The sequence below is a fragment of the Dickeya dadantii NCPPB 898 genome (assembly GCF_000406145.1).
Classification (GTDB): Bacteria; Pseudomonadota; Gammaproteobacteria; order Enterobacterales; family Enterobacteriaceae; genus Dickeya; species Dickeya dadantii.
The window spans coordinates 3,544,674-3,564,226 of the sequence record NZ_CM001976.1 but is presented as its reverse complement, the minus strand read 5'-3'; the positions used below and the strand labels follow the sequence as shown (position 1 = coordinate 3,564,226).

Sequence of the window (19,553 nt, the reverse complement as noted above, 5' to 3'; positions counted from 1 at the left end):
ATAAAAAAACGCCCGTAAGGGCGTTTTCTTCAAGCGTACGCGGATATTACCGGTAGTCTTCGTTAGAAACCACGGAGTAACGGCCGCTACCCACCAGCACAATCACCAGACTGCACAGGAAATAGAATGCTTCCCCTTCCAGTCCCCATGCGCCCACATTGGTGATGGTGAATAATTTGCCCATGGTGACCAGCAGTGTCGCGACCAGCAGGTTAAATGCCACTACTGCGGCAGAAATACGGGTTAGCACGCCGAGAATAATCAGGATCGGGGCCAGTACTTCGCCGATGTAAGCGCCGTAGGCGATAAACCCAGGCAGGCCGTGTTGCGCCAGCATGCCGGCGATCCAACCCACGCCGTTTTCGATTTTCGCGACGCCGTGGAACAGCAGCAGAATACCGACGGTCAAACGCAACAACAGTTTGCCGCCATCAGGATGGTCGGTTAAACCGGTAAAGAATTTATTGGCTTTAGCTATCATCGTCTTACCCTTATAAGAATACGTTTTATTACGATGTTAGTGTCGTTGTTTGGCGACGGAATAAAAAACCAATACATTTGACGTTCCTTATCAAAAAATTTGCGTGATGCATGGCGGATTTTTGAACATTGGAGAAAGCAGATAAGGTTTGATAAGTGTTTAACCACGAAAAGCGTGTTGCGTTTAACGAGAAGACAATCTGGAGATAACGAGAATAGAACGTAAAAAACGGCGCGAGAAATCAGGAGTTACCCTGCGCGATAGCGCACACAGTCTCATGATTCTTAAGGAAATGACCGAACTGGTCTGAGTAATTGGTGGGTCGTGCAGGATTCGAACCTGCGACCAATTGATTAAAAGTCAACTGCTCTACCGACTGAGCTAACGACCCGCAGAAGTGGTGGGTGATGACGGGATCGAACCGCCGACCCCCTCCTTGTAAGGGAGGTGCTCTCCCAGCTGAGCTAATCACCCACTTCTGTACTTCAATTTCTGTATTTCATTTTCGTAAGAAGACAGCTGGTATGAGAATGGTGGGTGATGACGGGATCGAACCGCCGACCCCCTCCTTGTAAGGGAGGTGCTCTCCCAGCTGAGCTAATCACCCAATCTCAATTCTTCTTACTTCACACAGCGCGGCACTCTAAAGAGTGGTGGGTGATGACGGGATCGAACCGCCGACCCCCTCCTTGTAAGGGAGGTGCTCTCCCAGCTGAGCTAATCACCCCCGCTGTGTGGAGTCGCATTATAGGGATCCTTGAATATGAGTCAACGCTTTTTAAAACGAAAATAGTCGTTCGTTGTAAAATTAGTCGATGTGCCGTATTTATGGGCGTTATCGTTGAATCCCTGCGCATTTTACCGGAGTTAGGCCTGAGTCGACGCGGTTATGGCGTTGAGGAATCGGGGGGGAGTGATAGAATATTGCCCACTTTAAGCAGGCTGTGCCGCGCGCTGACGGCGCTCACCCTTGATGGCGGGGCACAGTCCGGAATCCTGGTTGGTGTTGACCGACCGTTGCTGTCTAATGAAGGCCGTAATCCCAATGAAAATCAAAACCCGCTTTGCGCCCAGCCCGACTGGCTATCTTCATGTTGGCGGTGCCCGTACCGCACTGTATTCCTGGTTGTTCGCCCGCCATCATGGCGGCGAGTTTGTTCTGCGCATTGAAGATACCGATCTGGAGCGTTCGACCAAAGAGGCGATTGACGCCATTATGGACGGCATGAACTGGTTGAATCTGGGCTGGGATGAAGGCCCGTACTATCAGACCAAACGTTTTGATCGCTACAACGCGGTTATTGACCAGATGCTGGAAAATGGCACGGCGTATAAATGTTATTGTTCCAAAGCGCGTCTGGAAGCCCTGCGTGAGCAGCAGATGGCTGATGGCGAAAAGCCGCGTTATGACGGTTGCTGCCGTGACTCTCACGAACATCACGCGGATGATGAACCGCATGTGGTGCGTTTCCGTAACCCGCAAGACGGTTCGGTGATCTTTGATGATCGTATCCGTGGTCCTATCGAATTCAGCAACCTTGAACTGGATGACCTGATCATCCGCCGTACCGACGGTTCGCCGACCTATAACTTCTGCGTGGTGATCGATGACTGGGATATGGGCATCACCCACGTTATTCGCGGCGAAGACCACATCAACAACACGCCGCGGCAGATCAATATTCTTAAAGCGCTGGGCGCGCCGGTGCCGGAATACGCGCACGTTTCCATGATCCTGGGCGATGACGGCAAGAAACTGTCCAAGCGTCACGGCGCGGTAGGTGTGATGCAGTATCGTGATGACGGCTATCTGCCGGAAGCATTGCTCAACTATCTGGTGCGGCTGGGATGGGCTCACGGCGATCAGGAAATCTTCTCTATTGATGAGATGAAACAGCTGTTCTCGCTGGATGCCGTCAGCAAATCCGCCAGCGCGTTCAATACCGAGAAGCTGCAGTGGCTGAACCACCACTACATTAATCACCTGCCGCCGGAATATGTGGCGACCCACCTGTCCTGGCATATCGAACAGGCGGGTATTGATACCCGTACTGGCCCGCAGTTGAGCGAACTGGTGACGTTGCTGGGCGAACGCTGCAAGACGTTGAAAGAAATCGCCGAGTCCTGCCGCTACTTCTATGAAGAGTTCGCCGAGTTTGACGCCGATGCGGCGAAGAAACACCTGCGTCCGGTGGCGCGTCATCCGCTGGAACTGGTGCGCAGCAAACTGGCGGCTATCACCGACTGGACACCGGAAAATATTCATCATGCTATTCAGGGTACTGCTGACGAACTGCAGCAAGGGATGGGTAAAGTCGGGATGCCGCTGCGTGTGGCGGTAACCGGCGCCGGTCAGTCTCCAGGCGTTGATGTGACGGTGCATGCTATTGGTCAGTCGCGTACGCTGGCGCGCATCGATCGGGCACTGGCGTTTATCAGCGAGCGTGAAGCCCAGCAGTAATCGCTTCGAACAAGCCTGCCGTTAACGAAGACCCTGGCTTGCCAGGGTCTTTTGGTTTGGGCTTGATTAGCGGTGTTTTTTACGCCGTAAAGCAGGGGGATTTTCCCGTAAGATGCCATTCTCGCCCTACTTTGACGGCTTTTTCAGCGGTTGATCGGATAAATGGATTTTGGCGTTGACAGGGTTGGGGGCGTTGCATATCATGCGACCCGTTCACACGATACAGTGTCGATACGGGGCTATAGCTCAGCTGGGAGAGCGCTTGCATGGCATGCAAGAGGTCAGCGGTTCGATCCCGCTTAGCTCCACCAAATCTTCCTCCCATAAAGATTTGGTTTTTGACGGTATAATCTGGTGTGGGGCTATAGCTCAGCTGGGAGAGCGCTTGCATGGCATGCAAGAGGTCAGCGGTTCGATCCCGCTTAGCTCCACCAAATTCATTTCGCAGTATTCTCCTTTTTATTTCTCTGATTCTCTGACGATTCGATTATTTCCGACTTTCGTTCCCTGATTTCACCCTAAATTTACGGTCATTGTCTCTGACCAGCAAAGACAATGACGTTCCCTGTTAGGCGTTTTCCGGCAAGCGGGGTGTCCAGTCGATCGGCGTATCGCCCTGTTGTTCCAGCAACTGATTGGTTCTGGAGAAATGGTGGCATCCCAAAAAACCGCGGTGGGCAGATAATGGCGAGGGGTGCGGCGCTTTCAGCACATGATGCCGCTGCGTATCAATAATGCTGCCTTTCTTTTGCGCGTGTGAACCCCACAGCAGAAATACAATTCCTTCCCGGTGCGTGTTCAGCTTTTCGATCACCTTGTCGGTGAAAGTTTCCCAGCCCAGATTGGCGTGCGAATGCGCTTTGCCGGCTTCTACCGTCAGTACGGTATTGAGTAACATCACGCCCTGCTGCGCCCAGCTCTGCAAAAAACCGTGGGAAGGAATTTCAAATCCGGGAATATCGTTAGCCAGTTCTTTGTAGATATTGACCAGCGACGGCGGCGCCGGCACGCCCGGGCGAACCGAAAACGACAGTCCATGCGCCTGATTCGGGCCGTGATACGGGTCCTGCCCCAGAATCACTACTTTGACAGCGTGAAACTCAGTAAAACGAAAAGCGTTGAAGACGTCTTTCTGCGGCGGATAGATCACCTTGCCTGCTGTACGTTCCTGATGAACGAACGACAACGTATTGACGAAATAGGGTAGTTCTTTCTCTTGGGCCAGCACGTCGTGCCAGGTCAGGGAAGTGGTCATGAGAGGCTCTTTGTTTAATACAGTAGTGAGTTCAATACTGTAGTGAGTTCAATGCGCTAACGGGCTGCCGGAACATCATCTGGCGAAAGCGCAGCCTGATTAGTCGGTCCTGATGGGTAAGCTTACCGTCAAAGCCGGACAGGGAAAACCATTAACCGCGTTCGGCTGGTGGTGAATCGCCTTTTGCTGATTTTTTTTAAAATTTACAAAAATAATTGCATTGGTGTTTTTGGTGTAAATTGATATAAAACAAATGATTATGGATTTCGTACCAAGTTACGCCCGGTTAAAATTGACTTATATCAAAGAGTGGCTGAGAAAGGACTGGTATACAGGTAACCAGATTCGGTTGGTTTTGCGCTGGCGTTAATGTCGTTGGCGATTTGTTACCGGCCGTGGATTTTGTATTCGGTTCAATAAGACGCCGCTTAACGGAGGCAATAATGGTTACAGGTATTCAAATCACCAAAGCAAATAACAATGCCCTGGTTAACTCTTTCTGGCTGCTGGATGAAGAGAAATCTCAGGCGCGTTGCGTATGTGCCAAATCCGATTTCAGCGAAGATCAGATCGTTGCCGTCAGCGATTTGGGTCAGTTCGAATATCGTGAAGTGCCGCTGGAAATCAAACCGGAAGTACGTATCGAAGGCGGTCAGCATCTGAACGTAAACGTGCTGCGCCGTGAAACGCTGGAAGACGCGGTTAAACATCCGGAAAAATACCCGCAGCTGACCATCCGTGTGTCCGGCTATGCCGTGCGTTTCAACTCGCTGACGCCGGAACAGCAGCGCGACGTGATCACCCGTACATTTACCGAAAGCCTGTAAGCGCGCGTCGGTAAAAAAAAGACTACCGTCTGGTCAATGCCGGTCACCTAAGGTGTCCGGCATTATTTTTTTATGGGGCGTGAGTTCCGGTATTGCAGGATGAGGGCGCAGTGCGGATTGATCCTGAAGAAGGGGAATATGCTTTGAATGAAAGGGCGTGTGCTTCTTACCAGCGGGAGCGATGTGATACGTCAGAAGGCGAGCGTTACCGCGAATGTGAAGGGAGCCGATTGGCTCCCTTCTTCGTATCAGTAGATCAGATTCAGCTGTTATCCGCCGGTTTTTCTTTCTGCGTCTCCGCCGGCGCTTTGGCGCTGGGCTGGCGGCGTTTACCGATATTTTTGCTGTCGCGATGGCGTACTTTGACCTTCGCTTTCTGTTTTTCTTTCTCTTTCTGCTTCAGCTCTTTGCGCTTGGCCAGCACTTTTTTAGACGGCTTGCCGGTGGTCTTGGGGCTAGGCGCCCGGGTGGCTGGGCGCAGTTCATCGACTACGCGCGCTTTTAGCGGTTCATTCAGATAACGGCCGATCTTCTCCAGCAGCAGGTAGTCATGCGCTTCCACCAGCGAGATGGCGCAACCTTTACGGCCGGCGCGGCCGGTACGTCCGATACGGTGCAGGTAAACGTCTGAAGTGCGAGGCAAATCAAAGTTGAACACGTGGCTGACGTCCAGAATATCCAGCCCGCGCGCAGCGACGTCGGTAGCGACCAACACCTTTACCCGGCCTTCGCTCAACCGCTTGATGGCTTCGTTGCGTTTGGCCTGCACCATTTCCCCTTCCAGATAGCAGGACTCAATGCCTGCCGACCGCAGCCAGTCCACCAGCTCATGCACCCGCTCGCGCTTACGTACGAACACGATCGAACGGGTTACGTCCGGCTGTTTGAGCAGGTGACTCAGTAGGGCGGTCTTGTGCTGAACATCGTCGGCACGGTAGTACCACTGCAGGATTTTTTTGCGTTCGCGCCGTGACGGTTCTGCTTCCACTTCGATAGGGTCGTTCAGCAGACGTTCGGCGAAATCCTGAATGGCGTCGCCTTCCAGGGTGGCGGAGAACAGCATGGTCTGCTTACGCCAGCGGGTTTCTCCGGCGATATGCTCGATGTCCTGAGCGAAGCCCATGTCCAGCATGCGGTCGGCTTCATCCAGAATCAGGGTTTCCACCGCGCGGCAATCAAAATTTTCTTCTTTGATGTACTGCAACAGACGACCGGTGGTGGCGACGACCACATCCTGATTTTCGCTGAACACTTCGGCGTGATTCATGTAAGCCACGCCGCCGGTGATGGTGGCAATGTCCAGATGGGTGTGGGCGGCCATCGCCCGAGCCTGATCCGCTACCTGCATCGCCAGTTCCCGGGTCGGGGTCAGAATCAGGATACGCGGTGGGCCGGATTTCTTACGCGGAAAGTCCAGCAGGTGCTGCAAAACCGGCAGCAGATAAGCCGCGGTTTTACCGGTTCCGGTCGGTGCAGAGCCCAGAACGTCCCGTCCTTCCATCGCTGGGGGAATAGCCTCGGCCTGAATGGCGGTCGGGCGGCTGAAGCCCATGTCGCGCAGGGCGTCAAGCAGGCTATCGTCAAGATCAAACTCGGAAAAATTGGTCGCAGTCATGGTCTACCTCTGTTCGGGGCGCTGATTATAGACGCATTGGCGGGGTTGTTCATCTGTTTAAGCGGTATTGACCACTTTTCCCAGACTGGCGTTTCTCCTATGCTAACCCTGGTTTGGCAATAAATGGCACAACAATGACTTCTTTGCAGCATACACCGGCATTGCGCGCGGGTGGTTTTACCTTCAAACAATTTTTTGTGGCGCACGACCGCTGTGCGATGAAAGTCGGCACCGATGGCGTGCTGTTGGGCGCGTGGGCGCCGTTGCGGGAGGAATCGCGGATTCTGGATATCGGCTGCGGCTCCGGCCTGATTGCTCTGATGCTGGCGCAACGCAGCGGCGGGCGAATTCCGGTGGATGGTGTCGAGCTGGATGTCGCCGCCAGCGAGCAGGCGGCAGGCAATGCGGCGGCGTCGCCCTGGGCCGACAGTATCCGGATTCATCAGATTGATATTCTGGCCTATGCCCGCGCCGTCGCCTCGCGTTATTCCCTGATTGTCAGTAATCCGCCTTATTTTACCCCCGGTGTCGACTGTGCCTCAGCTCAACGCGCACAGGCGCGGTATACCGCCACGCTGACTCATGAGACGTTGTTGGATTGCGCCAGCCGGTTGCTGACGCCGGACGGGCGGTTTTGCGTAGTGTTGCCGGTACAGGCGGCGGATGTCTTTCTGAAGCTGGCGCAGCAGCTGGCGTGGCATGCCGATGCCAGGGTTGACGTCGCGGATAATTCGGCCCGGCCGGTAAACCGGGTGCTGTTGTCGTTGGGGCGACAGCCCGCGATGCTTGACCGGACGTCGTTAATCATCCGTGACGATAACCGTCAGTATTCGGCGTCGTTTCAGGCGCTGGCGCGGGATTTCTATTTGTCGATGTGAAGGGTGTGTTGATGTCGCTTGCCGGGCGTGCGCCCGGCATTCGTGGTCAGGGATGCAGGATGGTAGGATGCGCTTTTTCCGCCTGTTGCGGATAATCGAGCGTGTAGTGCAACCCGCGGCTCTCTTTACGCGCCAGCGCGCAGCGTACAATCAATTCCGCCACCTGAACCAGATTGCGTAACTCCAGCAGATTGTTGGAAAGACGGAAATGGGCATAATACTCGCTGATTTCCTGCTGTAGCAGCGAGATACGCCGCTGCGCGCGTTCCAGTCTCTTCGTCGTGCGCACAATGCCGACGTAATCCCACATCAATAGCCGTAACTCGTGCCAGTTGTGCTGAATTACGACTCTTTCGTCCGAGTTTTCCACTTGACTCTCGTCCCAGCGCGGTAACGATTCCACCAGCGCTTTCTCCGGCAAATGCTGCAGAATGTCCCCGGCGGCGGACCAGCCATACACCAGACACTCCAGCAGCGAGTTGGACGCCATGCGGTTGGCGCCATGCAGGCCGGTATAGCTGACTTCGCCAATCGCGTATAGACCGTCCAGGTCGGTGCGTCCCTGTTGGTCAACCACCACGCCGCCGCAGGTGTAGTGGGCGGCGGGGACGACGGGAATCGGCTCGCGGGTCAGATCAAGACCCAGCGACAGCAGTTTTTCATGGATAGTGGGAAAATGCTGCGTGATGAAGTCCGCCGGTTTGTGACTGATGTCCAGATACATACAGTCCGCGCCCAGTCGTTTCATTTCGTGGTCTATCGCCCGGGCGACGATATCCCGCGGCGCCAGTTCCGCGCGTTTATCAAAGGCCGGCATAAAACGGCTACCGTCCGGGCGCGTCAGCCAGGCGCCTTCGCCGCGTAGCGCTTCGGTCAGCAAAAAATTGCGGGCCTGCGGGTGGTACAGACAGGTGGGATGAAACTGGTTGAATTCCATGTTCGCCACCCGGCAGCCGGCGCGCCAGGCCATGGCGATGCCGTCGCCGGAAGAGATGTCGGGGTTGGTGGTGTACTGGTAGACCTTGGACGCGCCGCCGGTGGCGAGCACGACGGCTTTGGCGCGGCACGATTCGACATGCTCTTTTTCCCTGTTCCACAGGTAAGCTCCTACCACCCGTTTGTGGCCGGGCAGGCCAAGTTTGCTGGAGGTGATCAAATCCACCGCATTGCAACGTTCCAGCAATAAGATATTGGGATGCTGTCTTACCTGGCTGACCAATGTGGTTTCCACCGCTTTGCCGGTAGCGTCCGCCGCGTGCAGGATACGGCGATGGCTATGGCCGCCTTCACGCGTCAGATGATAGCGCGCTTCGCCGTGCGGCGCGGTTTCGGTGTCGAACCGAACGCCCTGATCGATCAACCATTGCACGCAATGACGGGCGTTACGGGCAATAAACGATACCGCTTCCCGGTCACACAGGCCGTCGCCGGCAATCAGGGTATCTTCGATGTGGGCATCGACGCTATCGGTTTCATCGAACACAGCCGCTATCCCGCCTTGGGCGTAAAAGGTGGCGCTTTCGCTTAGCGGCCCTTTGCTGAGCACCATCACACGGGCATGAGGCGCCAGACGCAGCGCCAGTGATAACCCGGCGGCGCCGCTGCCGATGATCAGCACATCACAATGGTAGTCTTTGATAGACGACATAATAGTTTTTGTTTAATTTATAAAACCGTATTTTTGAATTTAGCATGATATTTATCTGAAATGCATTTTTTTGTTTTGTAAATTAAACAAGGTTGATGCGGAATAGTAGAACGGGGTGCCAGCAGCAGGCTTTTGACGTATGATTTTTACGGTTGTACGGGGCAGCGATCAGAATAAAACCCCGGAGAGCGGCACGGTGGTATGCGGCAGGATGCAAAAATGCTTCATGCAACGGAACTTTATGACGTAAAAAGACTCCAACCCGGTGCTTGCTCGATTTCGGATATATAGCTGGCAGTACGTGACTTAGGCGTGGCGACACGGTTTTGGGGAGACATGATCTCGGATGAGCGAGCAGTTAGCGGATCAGGTGCTGGTTGAGCGGGTCCAGAAAGGCGACAGAAAAGCGTTTAACTTACTGGTCGTCCGTTATCAGCATAAAGTGGCGAGCCTGGTATCGCGTTACGTTCCCGCCGGGGACGTGCCCGATGTAGCGCAGGAGTCGTTTATCAAAGCCTATCGCGCGCTGGAATCGTTTCGTGGCGAGAGTGCCTTTTACACCTGGCTATATCGTATTGCCGTCAACACGGCGAAGAATTATCTGGTGGCTCAGGGGCGGCGTCCGCCGTCTAGCGATGTGGATGCCAACGACGCGGAAAATTACGAAAATGCCAGCGCGTTGAAAGAAATATCGAACCCTGAGAACTTAATGTTGTCTGAGGAATTACGACGGATCGTTTTCCATACTATCGAATCATTGCCTGAGGACTTGCGTCTGGCAATTACGCTGCGTGAACTGGATGGGCTGAGCTATGAGGAAATTGCCGCCATCATGGATTGCCCGGTCGGCACTGTCCGCTCGCGTATATTCCGCGCACGGGAAGCGATTGATAATAAAGTGCAACCGCTTATTCAGCGTTAGCTTGTTCTTAACGTTACTCATGACGGGTTTGACAAGGTAAGGTGAAGTTATGCAGAAAGAAAAACTTTCCGCTTTAATGGATGGTGAGGCAGTGGACAGTGCGCTGCTGGGCGCCTTGTCGAAAGACGACAAGTTGCAGCAAAGCTGGCAGCGCTATCACCTGGTGCGTGACACTCTGCGGGGCGATGTCAGCGAAACGCTGATGAATATTGATATTGCCGCTCGGGTGGCCGCCGCCCTCGAACAGGAACCGGTGCAGTTCAACCCGAAGGCGGTGCCGGAATCCCAGCCTCATCCCCGCACCTGGCAGGCGTTGCCGTTCTGGCACAAGGTTCGTCCTCTGGCCAGCCATCTGACGCAGATTGGCGTGGCGGCTTGTGTTTCACTGGCGGTGATTGTCGGTGTGCAGCATTACCAGCAAAACAATGCGATGAGTGACAGCGTGGCGGAAACGGCGCCGGCGCTCAGCACGCTGCCTGTGATGGGCGGCTCAGCTTCTCCGGTCAGCCTGAGCGTGCCGGCCGAGAACAGCGTGGCGCATACCGGGCAGCGTCAGATGCAGGCGCAGCATGAGCGCATCAATGCGCTGCTGCAGGATTATGAACTGCAACGCCGCGTGCATTCCGACCAGCTCCAACTGCAACAGCAGGGGAGTCGACAGCAAGCCGCCGTACAGGTACCTGGTACTCAGTCATTAGGAATTCAACCGCAGTAATGAAGCGCTCTTGGTTTGCCGCATGCATATTGTTGGGCAGCCTGTCTTATTCCTCCCTCGCCCCGGCAAGCGATTCCGGGGCGTTGTTGCAGCAGATGAGCAGCGCCAGCCGATCACTGAACTACGAGATTTACTACATCAGCGTTTCCCGGCAGGGCATTGAGTCATTACGCTACCGTCATACGGTGCAAAATGGCGAGACGCTGGCCGAATTGATCCATCTGGACGGGCCGAAGCGTGAAGTGATTCAGCGCGGCAGCGACATCAGCTATTTCGAAGCGGATGCCGAACCGTTTACCCTATCGGGCGACCATATTGTCGACTCGTTGCCGGCCTTGATTTTCGCCAATGTGGAACGGCTGTCCGCTTATTACGATTTTATCCCTACCGGCCGTATTCGTCTGGCGGATCGCCAGGGCGATGTGGTGAGAATCGTCTCCCGGGACGGCACCCGTTTCAGTTATATCGTCTGTCTTGATGCGGAGTCGCGTTTGCCGTTGCGGGTTGATCTGCTTGATCAGAATGGCGAACTGCTTGACCAGTACCGGGCTATTTCCATCACGGTGGATAAGACTGTGCAGCTTGCCATGAAACCGATGGATAAGGCCAGTCAGCCGCCGCTGCTTAGCATTCCCACCACGTCGACCGCTAATTTCAACTGGGTGACGGAGTGGCTGCCGGTTGGCGTAGAGGAAGTGTCACGCAGTCAGCGGCCGTTACCGGGGGTTACCGGTCTGGCGGAGTCGCGTCTTTACAGCGATGGGTTGTTCAGTTTTTCCGTCAATATCAGCCCGGCCGGGGAGAGTCATCCCGACCAGAATGCGTCGCTGGGCCGTAGAACCATCCATACCGAAGTGCGGGATAACCGGGAAATCACGGTGATTGGCGAACTGCCGCTGGCGACAGCCAAACGCGTCGCGGATAACGTGATCTTCAAGGCGCAACCATGATTAAAGAATGGGCAACGGTGGTTTCATGGCAGGCCGGCACCGCTGTGTTGCATTGTGAACAGCGTTCCGGCTGCCAGAGCTGTCAGTCTCGCTCGTCCTGCGGCACCGGCGTGCTGAACCAGATTGGTGCGGCGGCGACGCATCAATTGACCGTACCGTATTCGCAGCCGTTGCTTCCCGGCCAGCGGGTGGAGATCGGCCTGGCGGAGTCAAGCCTGTTGCGTTCGGCGATGCTGGTCTACCTGTTACCGTTGCTGGGGCTGATGCTGGGCGCCGCCCTGATGCAATACTGGCTGGGCAGCGAACCGGCGACCGTGGCGGGGGCATTTGCCGGTGTGGCGGTGAGTTTCGTTGCTGTAAAGCATTTATCGGCGAAAATCGGCAATAATCAGCGCTATCAGCCGGTGATTCTGCAGGTTTCTTTGCCCGAAAGTCTGCTGCGTACCGATGTGACGCCAGGGCGCTGAAACGCAGGCGGTTTGCAGGCTGGTCGGCCTGTCCGTCTCCCGATTTTTCGCTTTTAATGACTTTTTACCTCTGCTTTCATCTTCTCATTCGCAACCTTGCCATAATCAAGAAATTGATTCGATGCGCCATGACTAGGTTTTCCATCGTCTGGCATGTAGAATGCTGCGATTCAGGTATATGACAGTGGCTATGGCTGTCATCACTTTGCGCGTGCCGTTCGGCAAGAATTTCAGAAATACCAAGGTAGAAAAACTTTTATAATGAAGCATATACGAAATTTCTCCATTATTGCTCACATCGACCACGGTAAGTCGACGCTCTCTGACCGCATCATTCAAATTTGTGGTGGCTTGTCCGAACGTGAAATGGAGGCGCAAGTGCTGGACTCCATGGATCTGGAGCGCGAGCGCGGTATTACCATCAAGGCTCAGAGTGTGACGCTGGATTACAAAGCCTCTGACGGCGAAACCTATCAACTGAATTTTATCGATACCCCGGGTCACGTTGACTTTTCCTATGAGGTTTCCCGCTCGCTGGCCGCCTGCGAAGGGGCGCTGCTGGTGGTGGATGCCGGGCAGGGGGTTGAAGCGCAAACGCTGGCTAACTGCTACACCGCGCTCGAAATGGATCTGGAAGTGGTGCCGGTACTGAACAAGATTGACCTGCCGGCCGCGGATCCGGATCGCGTCAGCCAGGAAATCGAAGATATCGTAGGGATTGATGCTACCGACGCGGTGCGCTGTTCCGCCAAGACCGGCGTAGGCGTACCGGACGTGCTGGAGCGTCTGGTGCGTGAGATTCCGTCGCCGGAAGGCGATCCTGACGCACCGTTGCAGGCGCTAATCATCGACTCATGGTTCGACAACTATCTGGGCGTTGTGTCGCTGATCCGTATCAAGAACGGTACGCTGCGCAAAGGCGATAAAGTTAAGGTGATGAGCACCGGCCAGGTGTACAACGCCGAACGTCTCGGGATTTTCACGCCCAAGCAGGTGGATCGCGACGCGCTGCAGTGCGGCGAAGTGGGCTGGCTGGTGTGCGCCATTAAAGACATTCTGGGCGCGCCGGTGGGCGATACCCTGACGCTGGCGCGTAAACCGGCTGAAAAGCCGTTGCCGGGCTTTAAAAAGGTCAAACCGCAGGTGTACGCCGGTCTGTTCCCGATCAGCTCCGACGACTATGAAGCTTTCCGCGATGCGCTGGGTAAACTCAGCCTGAACGATGCGTCGCTGTTTTACGAACCGGAAAGTTCCACGGCGCTGGGCTTCGGTTTCCGCTGCGGTTTCCTTGGTCTGCTGCACATGGAGATCATTCAGGAGCGTCTGGAACGTGAATACGATCTCGATCTGATCACGACCGCGCCGACGGTGGTGTACGAGGTGAAAACCACCGGCAACGAGGTGATCTATGTCGACAGCCCGTCCAAACTGCCGCCGGTCAATAACATCGAAGAACTGCGCGAGCCGATTGCCGAGTGCCACATGCTGCTGCCGCAGGAATATCTGGGCAACGTGATCACCCTGTGCGTGGAAAAACGCGGCGTGCAGACCAACATGGTCTATCACGGCAATCAGGTGGCGCTGACTTATGAAATTCCGATGGCGGAAGTGGTGCTCGACTTCTTCGACCGTCTCAAGTCCACTTCCCGTGGCTATGCATCGCTGGATTACGGCTTTAAGCGCTTCCAGGCATCGGACATGGTGCGTGTGGACGTGCTGATCAACAGCGAACGTGTGGACGCGCTGGCGTTGATCACTCACCGTGATAACTCGATGTATCGCGGCCGCGAGCTGGTGGAAAAAATGAAAGACCTGATCCCGCGTCAGCAGTTCGACATCGCGATTCAGGCGGCGATCGGCAACCATATTATTGCTCGCTCTACCGTTAAACAGCTGCGTAAGAACGTTCTGGCGAAGTGTTACGGCGGCGACGTCAGCCGTAAGAAGAAACTGTTGCAGAAACAGAAGGAAGGGAAGAAACGCATGAAGCAGGTGGGGAACGTCGAGCTGCCGCAGGAAGCGTTTTTGGCCATTCTGCATGTTGGAAAAGAAAGCAAATAAACCCTGAGGAGTTGGCATGGCCAATATGTTTGCCCTGATTTTGGCATTGGCAACGCTGGTGACCGGCATTGTCTGGTGTCTGGAACGGTTCAAATGGGCGCCAGCGCGGCGTGCCAAGATTTCCGCGCTGAGCCAGCAGGTTAATGGGGCTGTCGACGAGAAAACGCTGGCGCACAGTATCAAGCAGCCGGGCTGGATCGAAACATTTGCGTCGGTTTTCCCTGTGCTGGCGCTGGTGTTTGTGGTGCGTTCATTCATTTTCGAACCGTTTCAGATCCCTTCCGGCTCGATGATGTCGACGCTGTTGATCGGGGATTTCATTCTGGTCGAAAAATTTGCTTACGGCATCAAGGATCCGATAACCCAGACAACCTTGATTGAAACCGGGCACCCGAAACGCGGCGATATCGCGGTATTCAAATACCCTGAAAATCCGCGTTTGGACTACATCAAGCGTGTCGTAGGCCTGCCGGGGGATCGCGTCAGTTACGACCCGATCGCCAAGCAGGTCACCATTCAGCCGGGGTGCGGCGACAAACCGAGCTGCGGCAGCGCTTTGCCGGTGACTTACAGCAATGTGGAGCCCAGCGATTTCGTACAGACATTCAGCGGAACCGGGCGCGAGATGACCAGCGGTTTCTACCAGATTCCGGTTGGTCAGAAAAGTGAAGGCATCCGTATGGCTGTTCGCAAGGAAACGTTGGGCGAGGTCACTCACAACATCCTCACCGTACCGGGCGCTCAGGATCAACTGGGGCTTTATTACCAGCAGATGCGCCAGTCGTTAGGGTCTTGGGTGGTTCCAGCCGGTCACTACTTCATGATGGGCGATAACCGCGATAACAGCGCGGACAGCCGATATTGGGGATTTGTGCCGGAGCGTAATCTGGTGGGTAAGGCGACAGCTATCTGGATGAGTTTTGAAAAACAGGAAGGTGAATGGCCTACCGGTGTGCGTTTAAGCCGTATCGGTGGAATTCATTAATTGAATGTAAATAAACTCGCAGCATATTTGCGACTTCCGTTGTAGAATATTTCTGAATAATAAATGCTGGCTCCCGGGCGGGAGCCACTGCAAACGAAACAGTTTTGACTTTTTAGTGGCAAGGGCAGGGCTGTTCCGTATGCTGTTGTTTAAAAAGGCATTATAGATCTATTGGTAGCACATGAATCCCATCCTGATAAATCGTTTACAAAAAAAGCTGGGCTATACTTTCCAACAATATGACCTTTTATTGCAGGCGCTGACTCACCGTAGCGCCAGCAGTAAACATAACGAACGGCTGGAGTTCCTGGGGGATTCCATTCTGAGTTTTGTTATAGCCAATGCGCTCTATCACCGTTTTCCGCGTGTTGACGAAGGCGACATGAGCCGGATGCGCGCTACGCTGGTGCGCGGTAATACGCTGGCGGAGATTGCCCGAGAGTTTGAACTGGGCGAGTGCCTGCGTCTTGGTCCCGGTGAATTGAAAAGCGGCGGTTTTCGCCGTGAGTCGATTCTGGCGGATACCGTGGAAGCGTTGATTGGCGGCGTGTTTCTGGACAGCAATATCCAGACCGTCGAGCGGCTGATTCTGCAGTGGTACCAGACCCGTCTGGATGAGATTAGCCCGGGCGACAAGCAAAAAGATCCGAAAACCCGCCTGCAGGAATTCCTGCAGGGACGCCATCTGCCGTTGCCTACCTATCTGGTGGTGCAGGTGCGTGGCGAGGCGCACGATCAGGAATTTACCATTCATTGCCAGGTCAGCGGGTTTAGCGAGCCGGTAGTGGGTACCGGGTCAAGCCGTCGTAAAGCTGAACAGGCTGCGGCGGAACAGGCCCTGAAAAAGCTGGAGCTTGAATGAGCGAAGAACAAACCTACTGCGGCTTTGTCGCGATTGTTGGCCGGCCGAACGTCGGTAAATCCACCTTACTGAACCAACTGCTGGGGCAGAAGGTGTCCATTACCTCTCGTAAGCCGCAGACGACGCGTCACCGTATTATGGGTATCCATACCGAAGGGCCGTATCAGGCTATTTATGTGGATACACCCGGGTTGCACATTGAAGAAAAGCGCGCCATCAACCGTTTGATGAACCGTGCGGCCAGCAGCTCGATCGGCGATGTGGAATTGATCATCTTTGTCGTGGAAGGTACCCACTGGACAGACGATGACGAAATGGTGGTGAACAAGCTGCGCGACCAAAAAACGCCGGTGCTGTTGGCCATCAACAAAGTGGATAACGTGGCGGACAAAACCAAATTGCTGCCGCATATCCAGATGTTGAGCGAAAAGATGAATTTCCTCGATGTGGTGCCGATCTCCGCGGAGAAGGGGACTAACGTCGATACCATCGCCGCGATTGTGCGCAAACATCTGCCGCAGGCCATTCACCATTTCCCGGAAGACTATATTACCGACCGTTCACAGCGTTTCATGGCGTCGGAAATTATTCGCGAAAAGCTGATGCGTTTTCTGGGCGAAGAATTGCCGTATTCGGTTACGGTGGAAATCGAGCGTTTCGTTACCAATGAGCGTGGCGGTTACGATATCAATGGCCTGATTCTGGTGGAGCGTGAAGGCCAGAAGAAGATGGTGATTGGCAACAAAGGCACCAAGATTAAAACCATCGGCATCGAAGCGCGTCAGGACATGGAACAGATGTTCGAGGCCAAAGTTCATCTGGAACTGTGGGTGAAGGTTAAATCTGGCTGGGCAGACGATGAACGTGCGCTGCGCAGCCTGGGTTATATCGACGATCTGTAAGGTGTGCGCCGATGGAAGGCTGGCAGCGCGCGTTTGTCTTGCATGGGCGACCTTACAGCGAAACCAGCTTGCTGCTGGATCTGTTTTCTGAAAATGAAGGCCGCGTGCGGGTGCTGGCGAAAGGTGCCCGGGCGCGGCGCTCCAGTCTCAAAGGTGCTCTCCAGCCTTTTACGCCGTTGCTGGTGCGGTGGGGCGGGCGCGGCGAAGTCAAAACCCTGCGCAATGCCGAACCGGTTTCTCTGGCGTTACCGCTGAGCGGTCCGTTGTTATACAGCGGCTTGTACGTAAACGAGTTGCTGACGCGGGTGCTGGAACTGGAAACCGACTATTCCGCGCTGTTTTTCGATTATCTCCATTGTCTGCAACAGTTGGCTGCCGCCAGCGGCTCGCCTGAGCCAGCCTTGCGCCGCTTCGAACTGGCGCTGCTGGAGCATCTCGGTTACGGCGTGGATTTCCTGCACTGTGCCGGCAGCGGCGAACCGGTTGCCGATACCATGACTTACCGTTATCGGGCGGAAAAAGGCTTTATTGCCAGCCTGGTGGTGGATAACGTCAGTTTCACCGGGCGCGAGCTGCAGGCGCTGGCGTCAAGGGAGTTTCCCGACATCGATACCCTGCGTGCCGCCAAGCGTTTTACCCGTATGGCGCTGAAACCCTACCTTGGCGGCAAGCCGCTGAAAAGCCGGGAACTATTTCGGCAATTTATACCAAAACCCTATAAGGCGGCGCCGGACGGCAAGATCTAGTACCGGCAGGGTATCGTCATGTGCAGCCGGGGTGTACACTGCGGCGGTCATTTATTGTTGAAGGATGGATCATGGCTGAGTTGTTGTTGGGCGTAAATATTGACCATATCGCCACCCTGCGTAATGCTCGTGGCACGGCGTATCCCGATCCGGTACAGGCGGCATTTGTGGCGGAACAGGCAGGAGCGGACGGTATCACCGTACACCTGCGTGAAGATCGACGTCATATTACCGATCGCGATGTACGCCTGCTGCGCCAGACCATCCAGACCCGTATGAATCTGGAGATGGCGGTAACGGATGAAATGCTGGCGATAGCCTGCGAACTGAAGCCGCATTTTTGTTGTCTGGTGCCGGAAAAACGGCAGGAAGTGACGACGGAAGGCGGGCTTGATGTGGCCGGTCAGCTCGATCGCATTACCGCGGCGGTAACGCAACTGCGCCAGGCTGGTATTCAGGTGTCGCTGTTTATCGACGCCGACCGTACCCAGATTGATGCTGCGGTAGCCAGCGGAGCGCCTTATATTGAAATCCATACCGGCGCTTATGCTGATGCACAAACCGATGCTGCCCGGCAGCAGGAATTTGAGCGTATCCGTGACGCGGCGGCCTATGCTGCGAGCCGGGGCATCAAGGTCAACGCCGGTCATGGCCTGACCTATCATAATGTCCAGCCGATTGCGGCGCTGCCGGAAATGCACGAACTGAATATTGGTCACGCCATTATCGGGCGCGCAGTGATGAGCGGTCTGGCGTCGGCGGTGGCGGAAATGAAAACTCTGATGCGGGAAGCCCGCCGCTGATGGCGATTTTGGGACTCGGCACGGATATCGTCGAAATTGCCCGTATTGAAGCGATCACCGGTCGTTCCGGTGATCGTCTTGCCCGACGGGTGCTCAGCGATCAGGAATGGTTGCAGTATCAGGCTCATTCACAGCCGGTGCGGTTTCTGGCCAAGCGTTTTGCGGTCAAAGAGGCCGCCGCCAAGGCGTTTGGCACCGGTATTCGCGATGGCCTGGCCTTTGCGCAATTCGAAGTGGCGAATGATTCGCTGGGCAAACCGTGCTTACGGTTTCTGGCGCGTGCCGCCGAACTGGCCGAGACAATGGGCGTTCGGCACGTGCATGTTTCGCTGGCGGATGAGCGTCACTACGCCTGCGCTACCGTAATTATTGAAAATTAGAATTGGGCGGCACCGGGCCGGCCGATATTACGATTGATCGACGATTATGATTGATCGGCAATTACAGTTGATCGGCATGGTGCATCAGAACAAATTTTTCCCACAGTTGATCGTGGTTTTCCTGGTGGTTGGTGTCTTTGATAATGGTGTTGTCTATCGGGCAGACCTTCTGGCAGGTCGGCGTATCGTAGTGCCCGACGCACTCGGTACAGCGTAAGGGGTCAATTTCATAGATCTCGTCCCCCATTGATATCGCCTGATTGGGGCATTCCGGCTCACACATATCGCAGTTAATGCATTTCGCGGTAATCAGCAGCGCCATGTTTTCTTTCCTTTCCTAAATCAGCCGCCGATTATACTCTTCTGTGAGCCGGTTACACAGTCTGGTTGCGTCATAAACGGTGCAGGCGGAGAAGGGCTAAAAAAAATAGCCTATTCGTTTGATTGAGAGACTATACGACGAAGACATTAATCACTATTATGCGATTGTAATGCATAATTTTTCATAGCTTTTTGATATAAAAAAACAAAAATTCCCATGCAATGTGTCCGTCATATTCGCTTTGTACTGTAACTCGCATTACAGTTGACCTGG

19 protein-coding genes and 6 tRNA genes are annotated in these 19,553 nt (G+C 54.7%); 16 read left to right on the top strand and 9 right to left on the bottom strand.

Annotated elements, in window-relative coordinates; genetic code table 11:
* Positions 1 to 46: 46 nt before the first annotated feature.
* The 5 genes from DDA898_RS16010 to DDA898_RS15990 form a co-directional block, all read right to left on the bottom strand.
* The gene (locus DDA898_RS16010; protein ID WP_013319023.1) at positions 47 to 481 is read right to left on the bottom strand and encodes a DoxX family protein; all 435 of its coding nucleotides are present in this window, start codon (positions 479 to 481) and stop codon (positions 47 to 49) included.
* A gap of 315 nt (positions 482 to 796) precedes the next feature.
* A tRNA-Lys gene (locus DDA898_RS16005) sits at positions 797 to 872 on the bottom strand.
* 7 nt (positions 873 to 879) lie between these two features.
* Positions 880 to 955 (bottom strand) — tRNA-Val (locus tag DDA898_RS16000).
* Between the two features lie 57 nt (positions 956 to 1,012).
* Positions 1,013 to 1,088: transfer RNA gene (locus DDA898_RS15995), tRNA-Val, on the bottom strand.
* Positions 1,089 to 1,132: 44 nt separating this feature from the next.
* A tRNA-Val gene (locus DDA898_RS15990) sits at positions 1,133 to 1,208 on the bottom strand.
* 318 nt (positions 1,209 to 1,526) lie between these two features.
* On the opposite strand from DDA898_RS15990, the gene gltX reads away from it, so the two are divergent.
* The 3 genes from gltX (at position 1,527) to DDA898_RS15975 (ending at position 3,376) form a co-directional block, all read left to right on the top strand.
* Positions 1,527 to 2,942, top strand: coding sequence for a glutamate--tRNA ligase (gltX, locus tag DDA898_RS15985; RefSeq protein WP_038911708.1), 1,416 nt, complete (start codon positions 1,527 to 1,529; stop codon positions 2,940 to 2,942).
* Between the two features lie 235 nt (positions 2,943 to 3,177).
* Positions 3,178 to 3,253, top strand: a tRNA-Ala gene (locus DDA898_RS15980).
* Between the two features lie 47 nt (positions 3,254 to 3,300).
* Positions 3,301 to 3,376: transfer RNA gene (locus DDA898_RS15975), tRNA-Ala, on the top strand.
* A gap of 134 nt (positions 3,377 to 3,510) precedes the next feature.
* On the opposite strand, the gene ung is transcribed toward DDA898_RS15975, so the two are convergent.
* A complete protein-coding gene (ung, locus tag DDA898_RS15970; protein ID WP_038901827.1) occupies positions 3,511 to 4,197 on the bottom strand; it encodes a uracil-DNA glycosylase in 687 nt (228 codons plus the stop codon).
* A gap of 443 nt (positions 4,198 to 4,640) precedes the next feature.
* On the opposite strand from ung, the gene grcA reads away from it, so the two are divergent.
* Entirely contained in the window at positions 4,641 to 5,024 is a 384-nt protein-coding gene (gene grcA, locus DDA898_RS15965) for an autonomous glycyl radical cofactor GrcA (RefSeq protein ID WP_013319019.1), read from the top strand.
* 262 nt (positions 5,025 to 5,286) lie between these two features.
* On the opposite strand, the gene srmB is transcribed toward grcA, so the two are convergent.
* Positions 5,287 to 6,639 carry an ATP-dependent RNA helicase SrmB gene (srmB, locus tag DDA898_RS15960; RefSeq protein ID WP_013319018.1) on the bottom strand — a complete coding sequence of 451 codons (1,353 nt, stop codon included), beginning with the start codon at positions 6,637 to 6,639 and terminating at the stop codon, positions 5,287 to 5,289.
* Positions 6,640 to 6,773: 134 nt separating this feature from the next.
* On the opposite strand from srmB, the gene trmN reads away from it, so the two are divergent.
* Positions 6,774 to 7,517, top strand: coding sequence for a tRNA(1)(Val) (adenine(37)-N(6))-methyltransferase TrmN (trmN, locus tag DDA898_RS15955; protein ID WP_038911707.1), 744 nt, complete (start codon positions 6,774 to 6,776; stop codon positions 7,515 to 7,517).
* Positions 7,518 to 7,563: 46 nt separating this feature from the next.
* On the opposite strand, the gene nadB is transcribed toward trmN, so the two are convergent.
* Positions 7,564 to 9,165 carry an L-aspartate oxidase gene (gene nadB / locus DDA898_RS15950; RefSeq protein WP_038911706.1) on the bottom strand — a complete coding sequence of 534 codons (1,602 nt, stop codon included), beginning with the start codon at positions 9,163 to 9,165 and terminating at the stop codon, positions 7,564 to 7,566.
* A gap of 346 nt (positions 9,166 to 9,511) precedes the next feature.
* Here nadB and rpoE point away from each other — a divergent pair, with 346 nt between their 5' ends.
* From rpoE to acpS, 11 genes are all read left to right on the top strand, one after another.
* Positions 9,512 to 10,087 (top strand): RNA polymerase sigma factor RpoE, encoded by a 576-nt coding sequence (gene rpoE / locus DDA898_RS15945; protein WP_013319014.1) that lies wholly within the window; start codon positions 9,512 to 9,514, stop codon positions 10,085 to 10,087.
* A 49-nt stretch (positions 10,088 to 10,136) separates the two neighbouring features.
* Entirely contained in the window at positions 10,137 to 10,802 is a 666-nt protein-coding gene (rseA, locus tag DDA898_RS15940) for an anti-sigma-E factor RseA (RefSeq protein WP_013319013.1), read from the top strand.
* Complete coding sequence (gene rseB / locus DDA898_RS15935) at positions 10,802 to 11,752, top strand: sigma-E factor regulatory protein RseB (protein ID WP_013319012.1); 951 nt, start codon at positions 10,802 to 10,804, stop codon at positions 11,750 to 11,752. Before rseA ends, rseB begins: the two co-directional genes overlap by 1 nt.
* Positions 11,749 to 12,219: a SoxR-reducing system protein RseC gene (gene rseC / locus DDA898_RS15930; protein WP_013319011.1), complete on the top strand. Its 471-nt coding sequence runs from the start codon at positions 11,749 to 11,751 to the stop codon at positions 12,217 to 12,219. The genes rseB and rseC overlap by 4 nt, the downstream gene beginning before the upstream one ends.
* A gap of 261 nt (positions 12,220 to 12,480) precedes the next feature.
* On the top strand, positions 12,481 to 14,280 hold the full coding sequence (lepA, locus tag DDA898_RS15925) for a translation elongation factor 4 (RefSeq protein WP_013319010.1): 1,800 nt from the start codon (positions 12,481 to 12,483) through the stop codon (positions 14,278 to 14,280).
* A gap of 16 nt (positions 14,281 to 14,296) precedes the next feature.
* On the top strand, positions 14,297 to 15,265 hold the full coding sequence (lepB, locus tag DDA898_RS15920) for a signal peptidase I (RefSeq protein ID WP_038911704.1): 969 nt from the start codon (positions 14,297 to 14,299) through the stop codon (positions 15,263 to 15,265).
* A 181-nt stretch (positions 15,266 to 15,446) separates the two neighbouring features.
* Positions 15,447 to 16,127, top strand: coding sequence for a ribonuclease III (gene rnc / locus DDA898_RS15915; RefSeq protein ID WP_013319008.1), 681 nt, complete (start codon positions 15,447 to 15,449; stop codon positions 16,125 to 16,127).
* A complete protein-coding gene (gene era, locus DDA898_RS15910) occupies positions 16,124 to 17,029 on the top strand; it encodes a GTPase Era (protein WP_038911703.1) in 906 nt (301 codons plus the stop codon). The genes rnc and era overlap by 4 nt, the downstream gene beginning before the upstream one ends.
* Before the next feature lie 11 nt (positions 17,030 to 17,040).
* Entirely contained in the window at positions 17,041 to 17,775 is a 735-nt protein-coding gene (gene recO / locus DDA898_RS15905; protein ID WP_013319006.1) for a DNA repair protein RecO, read from the top strand.
* A gap of 71 nt (positions 17,776 to 17,846) precedes the next feature.
* A complete protein-coding gene (gene pdxJ, locus DDA898_RS15900) occupies positions 17,847 to 18,578 on the top strand; it encodes a pyridoxine 5'-phosphate synthase (protein ID WP_038911702.1) in 732 nt (243 codons plus the stop codon).
* A complete protein-coding gene (gene acpS, locus DDA898_RS15895; RefSeq protein WP_013319004.1) occupies positions 18,578 to 18,958 on the top strand; it encodes a holo-ACP synthase in 381 nt (126 codons plus the stop codon). Before pdxJ ends, acpS begins: the two co-directional genes overlap by 1 nt.
* A gap of 61 nt (positions 18,959 to 19,019) precedes the next feature.
* Here the strand turns inward: acpS and DDA898_RS15890 are convergent, their stop codons facing one another.
* Positions 19,020 to 19,280: a YfhL family 4Fe-4S dicluster ferredoxin gene (locus DDA898_RS15890; RefSeq protein ID WP_038911701.1), complete on the bottom strand. Its 261-nt coding sequence runs from the start codon at positions 19,278 to 19,280 to the stop codon at positions 19,020 to 19,022.
* Positions 19,281 to 19,553: the final 273 nt, after the last annotated feature.

What these genes read in the sequence shown, in the direction of transcription:
- rpoE (WP_013319014.1), top strand. Translation starts at nt 9,512, where the DNA reads ATGAGCGAGCAGTTAGCGGATCAGGTGCTGGTTGAGCGGGTCCAGAAA.
- gltX (WP_038911708.1), top strand. Translation starts at nt 1,527, where the DNA reads ATGAAAATCAAAACCCGCTTTGCGCCCAGCCCGACTGGCTATCTTCAT.
- ung (WP_038901827.1), bottom strand. Translation starts at nt 4,197, where the DNA reads ATGACCACTTCCCTGACCTGGCACGACGTGCTGGCCCAAGAGAAAGAA.
- rnc (WP_013319008.1), top strand. Translation starts at nt 15,447, where the DNA reads ATGAATCCCATCCTGATAAATCGTTTACAAAAAAAGCTGGGCTATACT.
- era (WP_038911703.1), top strand. Translation starts at nt 16,124, where the DNA reads ATGAGCGAAGAACAAACCTACTGCGGCTTTGTCGCGATTGTTGGCCGG.
- trmN (WP_038911707.1), top strand. Translation starts at nt 6,774, where the DNA reads ATGACTTCTTTGCAGCATACACCGGCATTGCGCGCGGGTGGTTTTACC.
- lepB (WP_038911704.1), top strand. Translation starts at nt 14,297, where the DNA reads ATGGCCAATATGTTTGCCCTGATTTTGGCATTGGCAACGCTGGTGACC.
- recO (WP_013319006.1), top strand. Translation starts at nt 17,041, where the DNA reads ATGGAAGGCTGGCAGCGCGCGTTTGTCTTGCATGGGCGACCTTACAGC.
- rseA (WP_013319013.1), top strand. Translation starts at nt 10,137, where the DNA reads ATGCAGAAAGAAAAACTTTCCGCTTTAATGGATGGTGAGGCAGTGGAC.
- nadB (WP_038911706.1), bottom strand. Translation starts at nt 9,165, where the DNA reads ATGTCGTCTATCAAAGACTACCATTGTGATGTGCTGATCATCGGCAGC.
- grcA (WP_013319019.1), top strand. Translation starts at nt 4,641, where the DNA reads ATGGTTACAGGTATTCAAATCACCAAAGCAAATAACAATGCCCTGGTT.
- srmB (WP_013319018.1), bottom strand. Translation starts at nt 6,639, where the DNA reads ATGACTGCGACCAATTTTTCCGAGTTTGATCTTGACGATAGCCTGCTT.
- DDA898_RS16010 (WP_013319023.1), bottom strand. Translation starts at nt 481, where the DNA reads ATGATAGCTAAAGCCAATAAATTCTTTACCGGTTTAACCGACCATCCT.
- pdxJ (WP_038911702.1), top strand. Translation starts at nt 17,847, where the DNA reads ATGGCTGAGTTGTTGTTGGGCGTAAATATTGACCATATCGCCACCCTG.
- DDA898_RS15890 (WP_038911701.1), bottom strand. Translation starts at nt 19,280, where the DNA reads ATGGCGCTGCTGATTACCGCGAAATGCATTAACTGCGATATGTGTGAG.
- lepA (WP_013319010.1), top strand. Translation starts at nt 12,481, where the DNA reads ATGAAGCATATACGAAATTTCTCCATTATTGCTCACATCGACCACGGT.
- acpS (WP_013319004.1), top strand. Translation starts at nt 18,578, where the DNA reads ATGGCGATTTTGGGACTCGGCACGGATATCGTCGAAATTGCCCGTATT.
- rseB (WP_013319012.1), top strand. Translation starts at nt 10,802, where the DNA reads ATGAAGCGCTCTTGGTTTGCCGCATGCATATTGTTGGGCAGCCTGTCT.
- rseC (WP_013319011.1), top strand. Translation starts at nt 11,749, where the DNA reads ATGATTAAAGAATGGGCAACGGTGGTTTCATGGCAGGCCGGCACCGCT.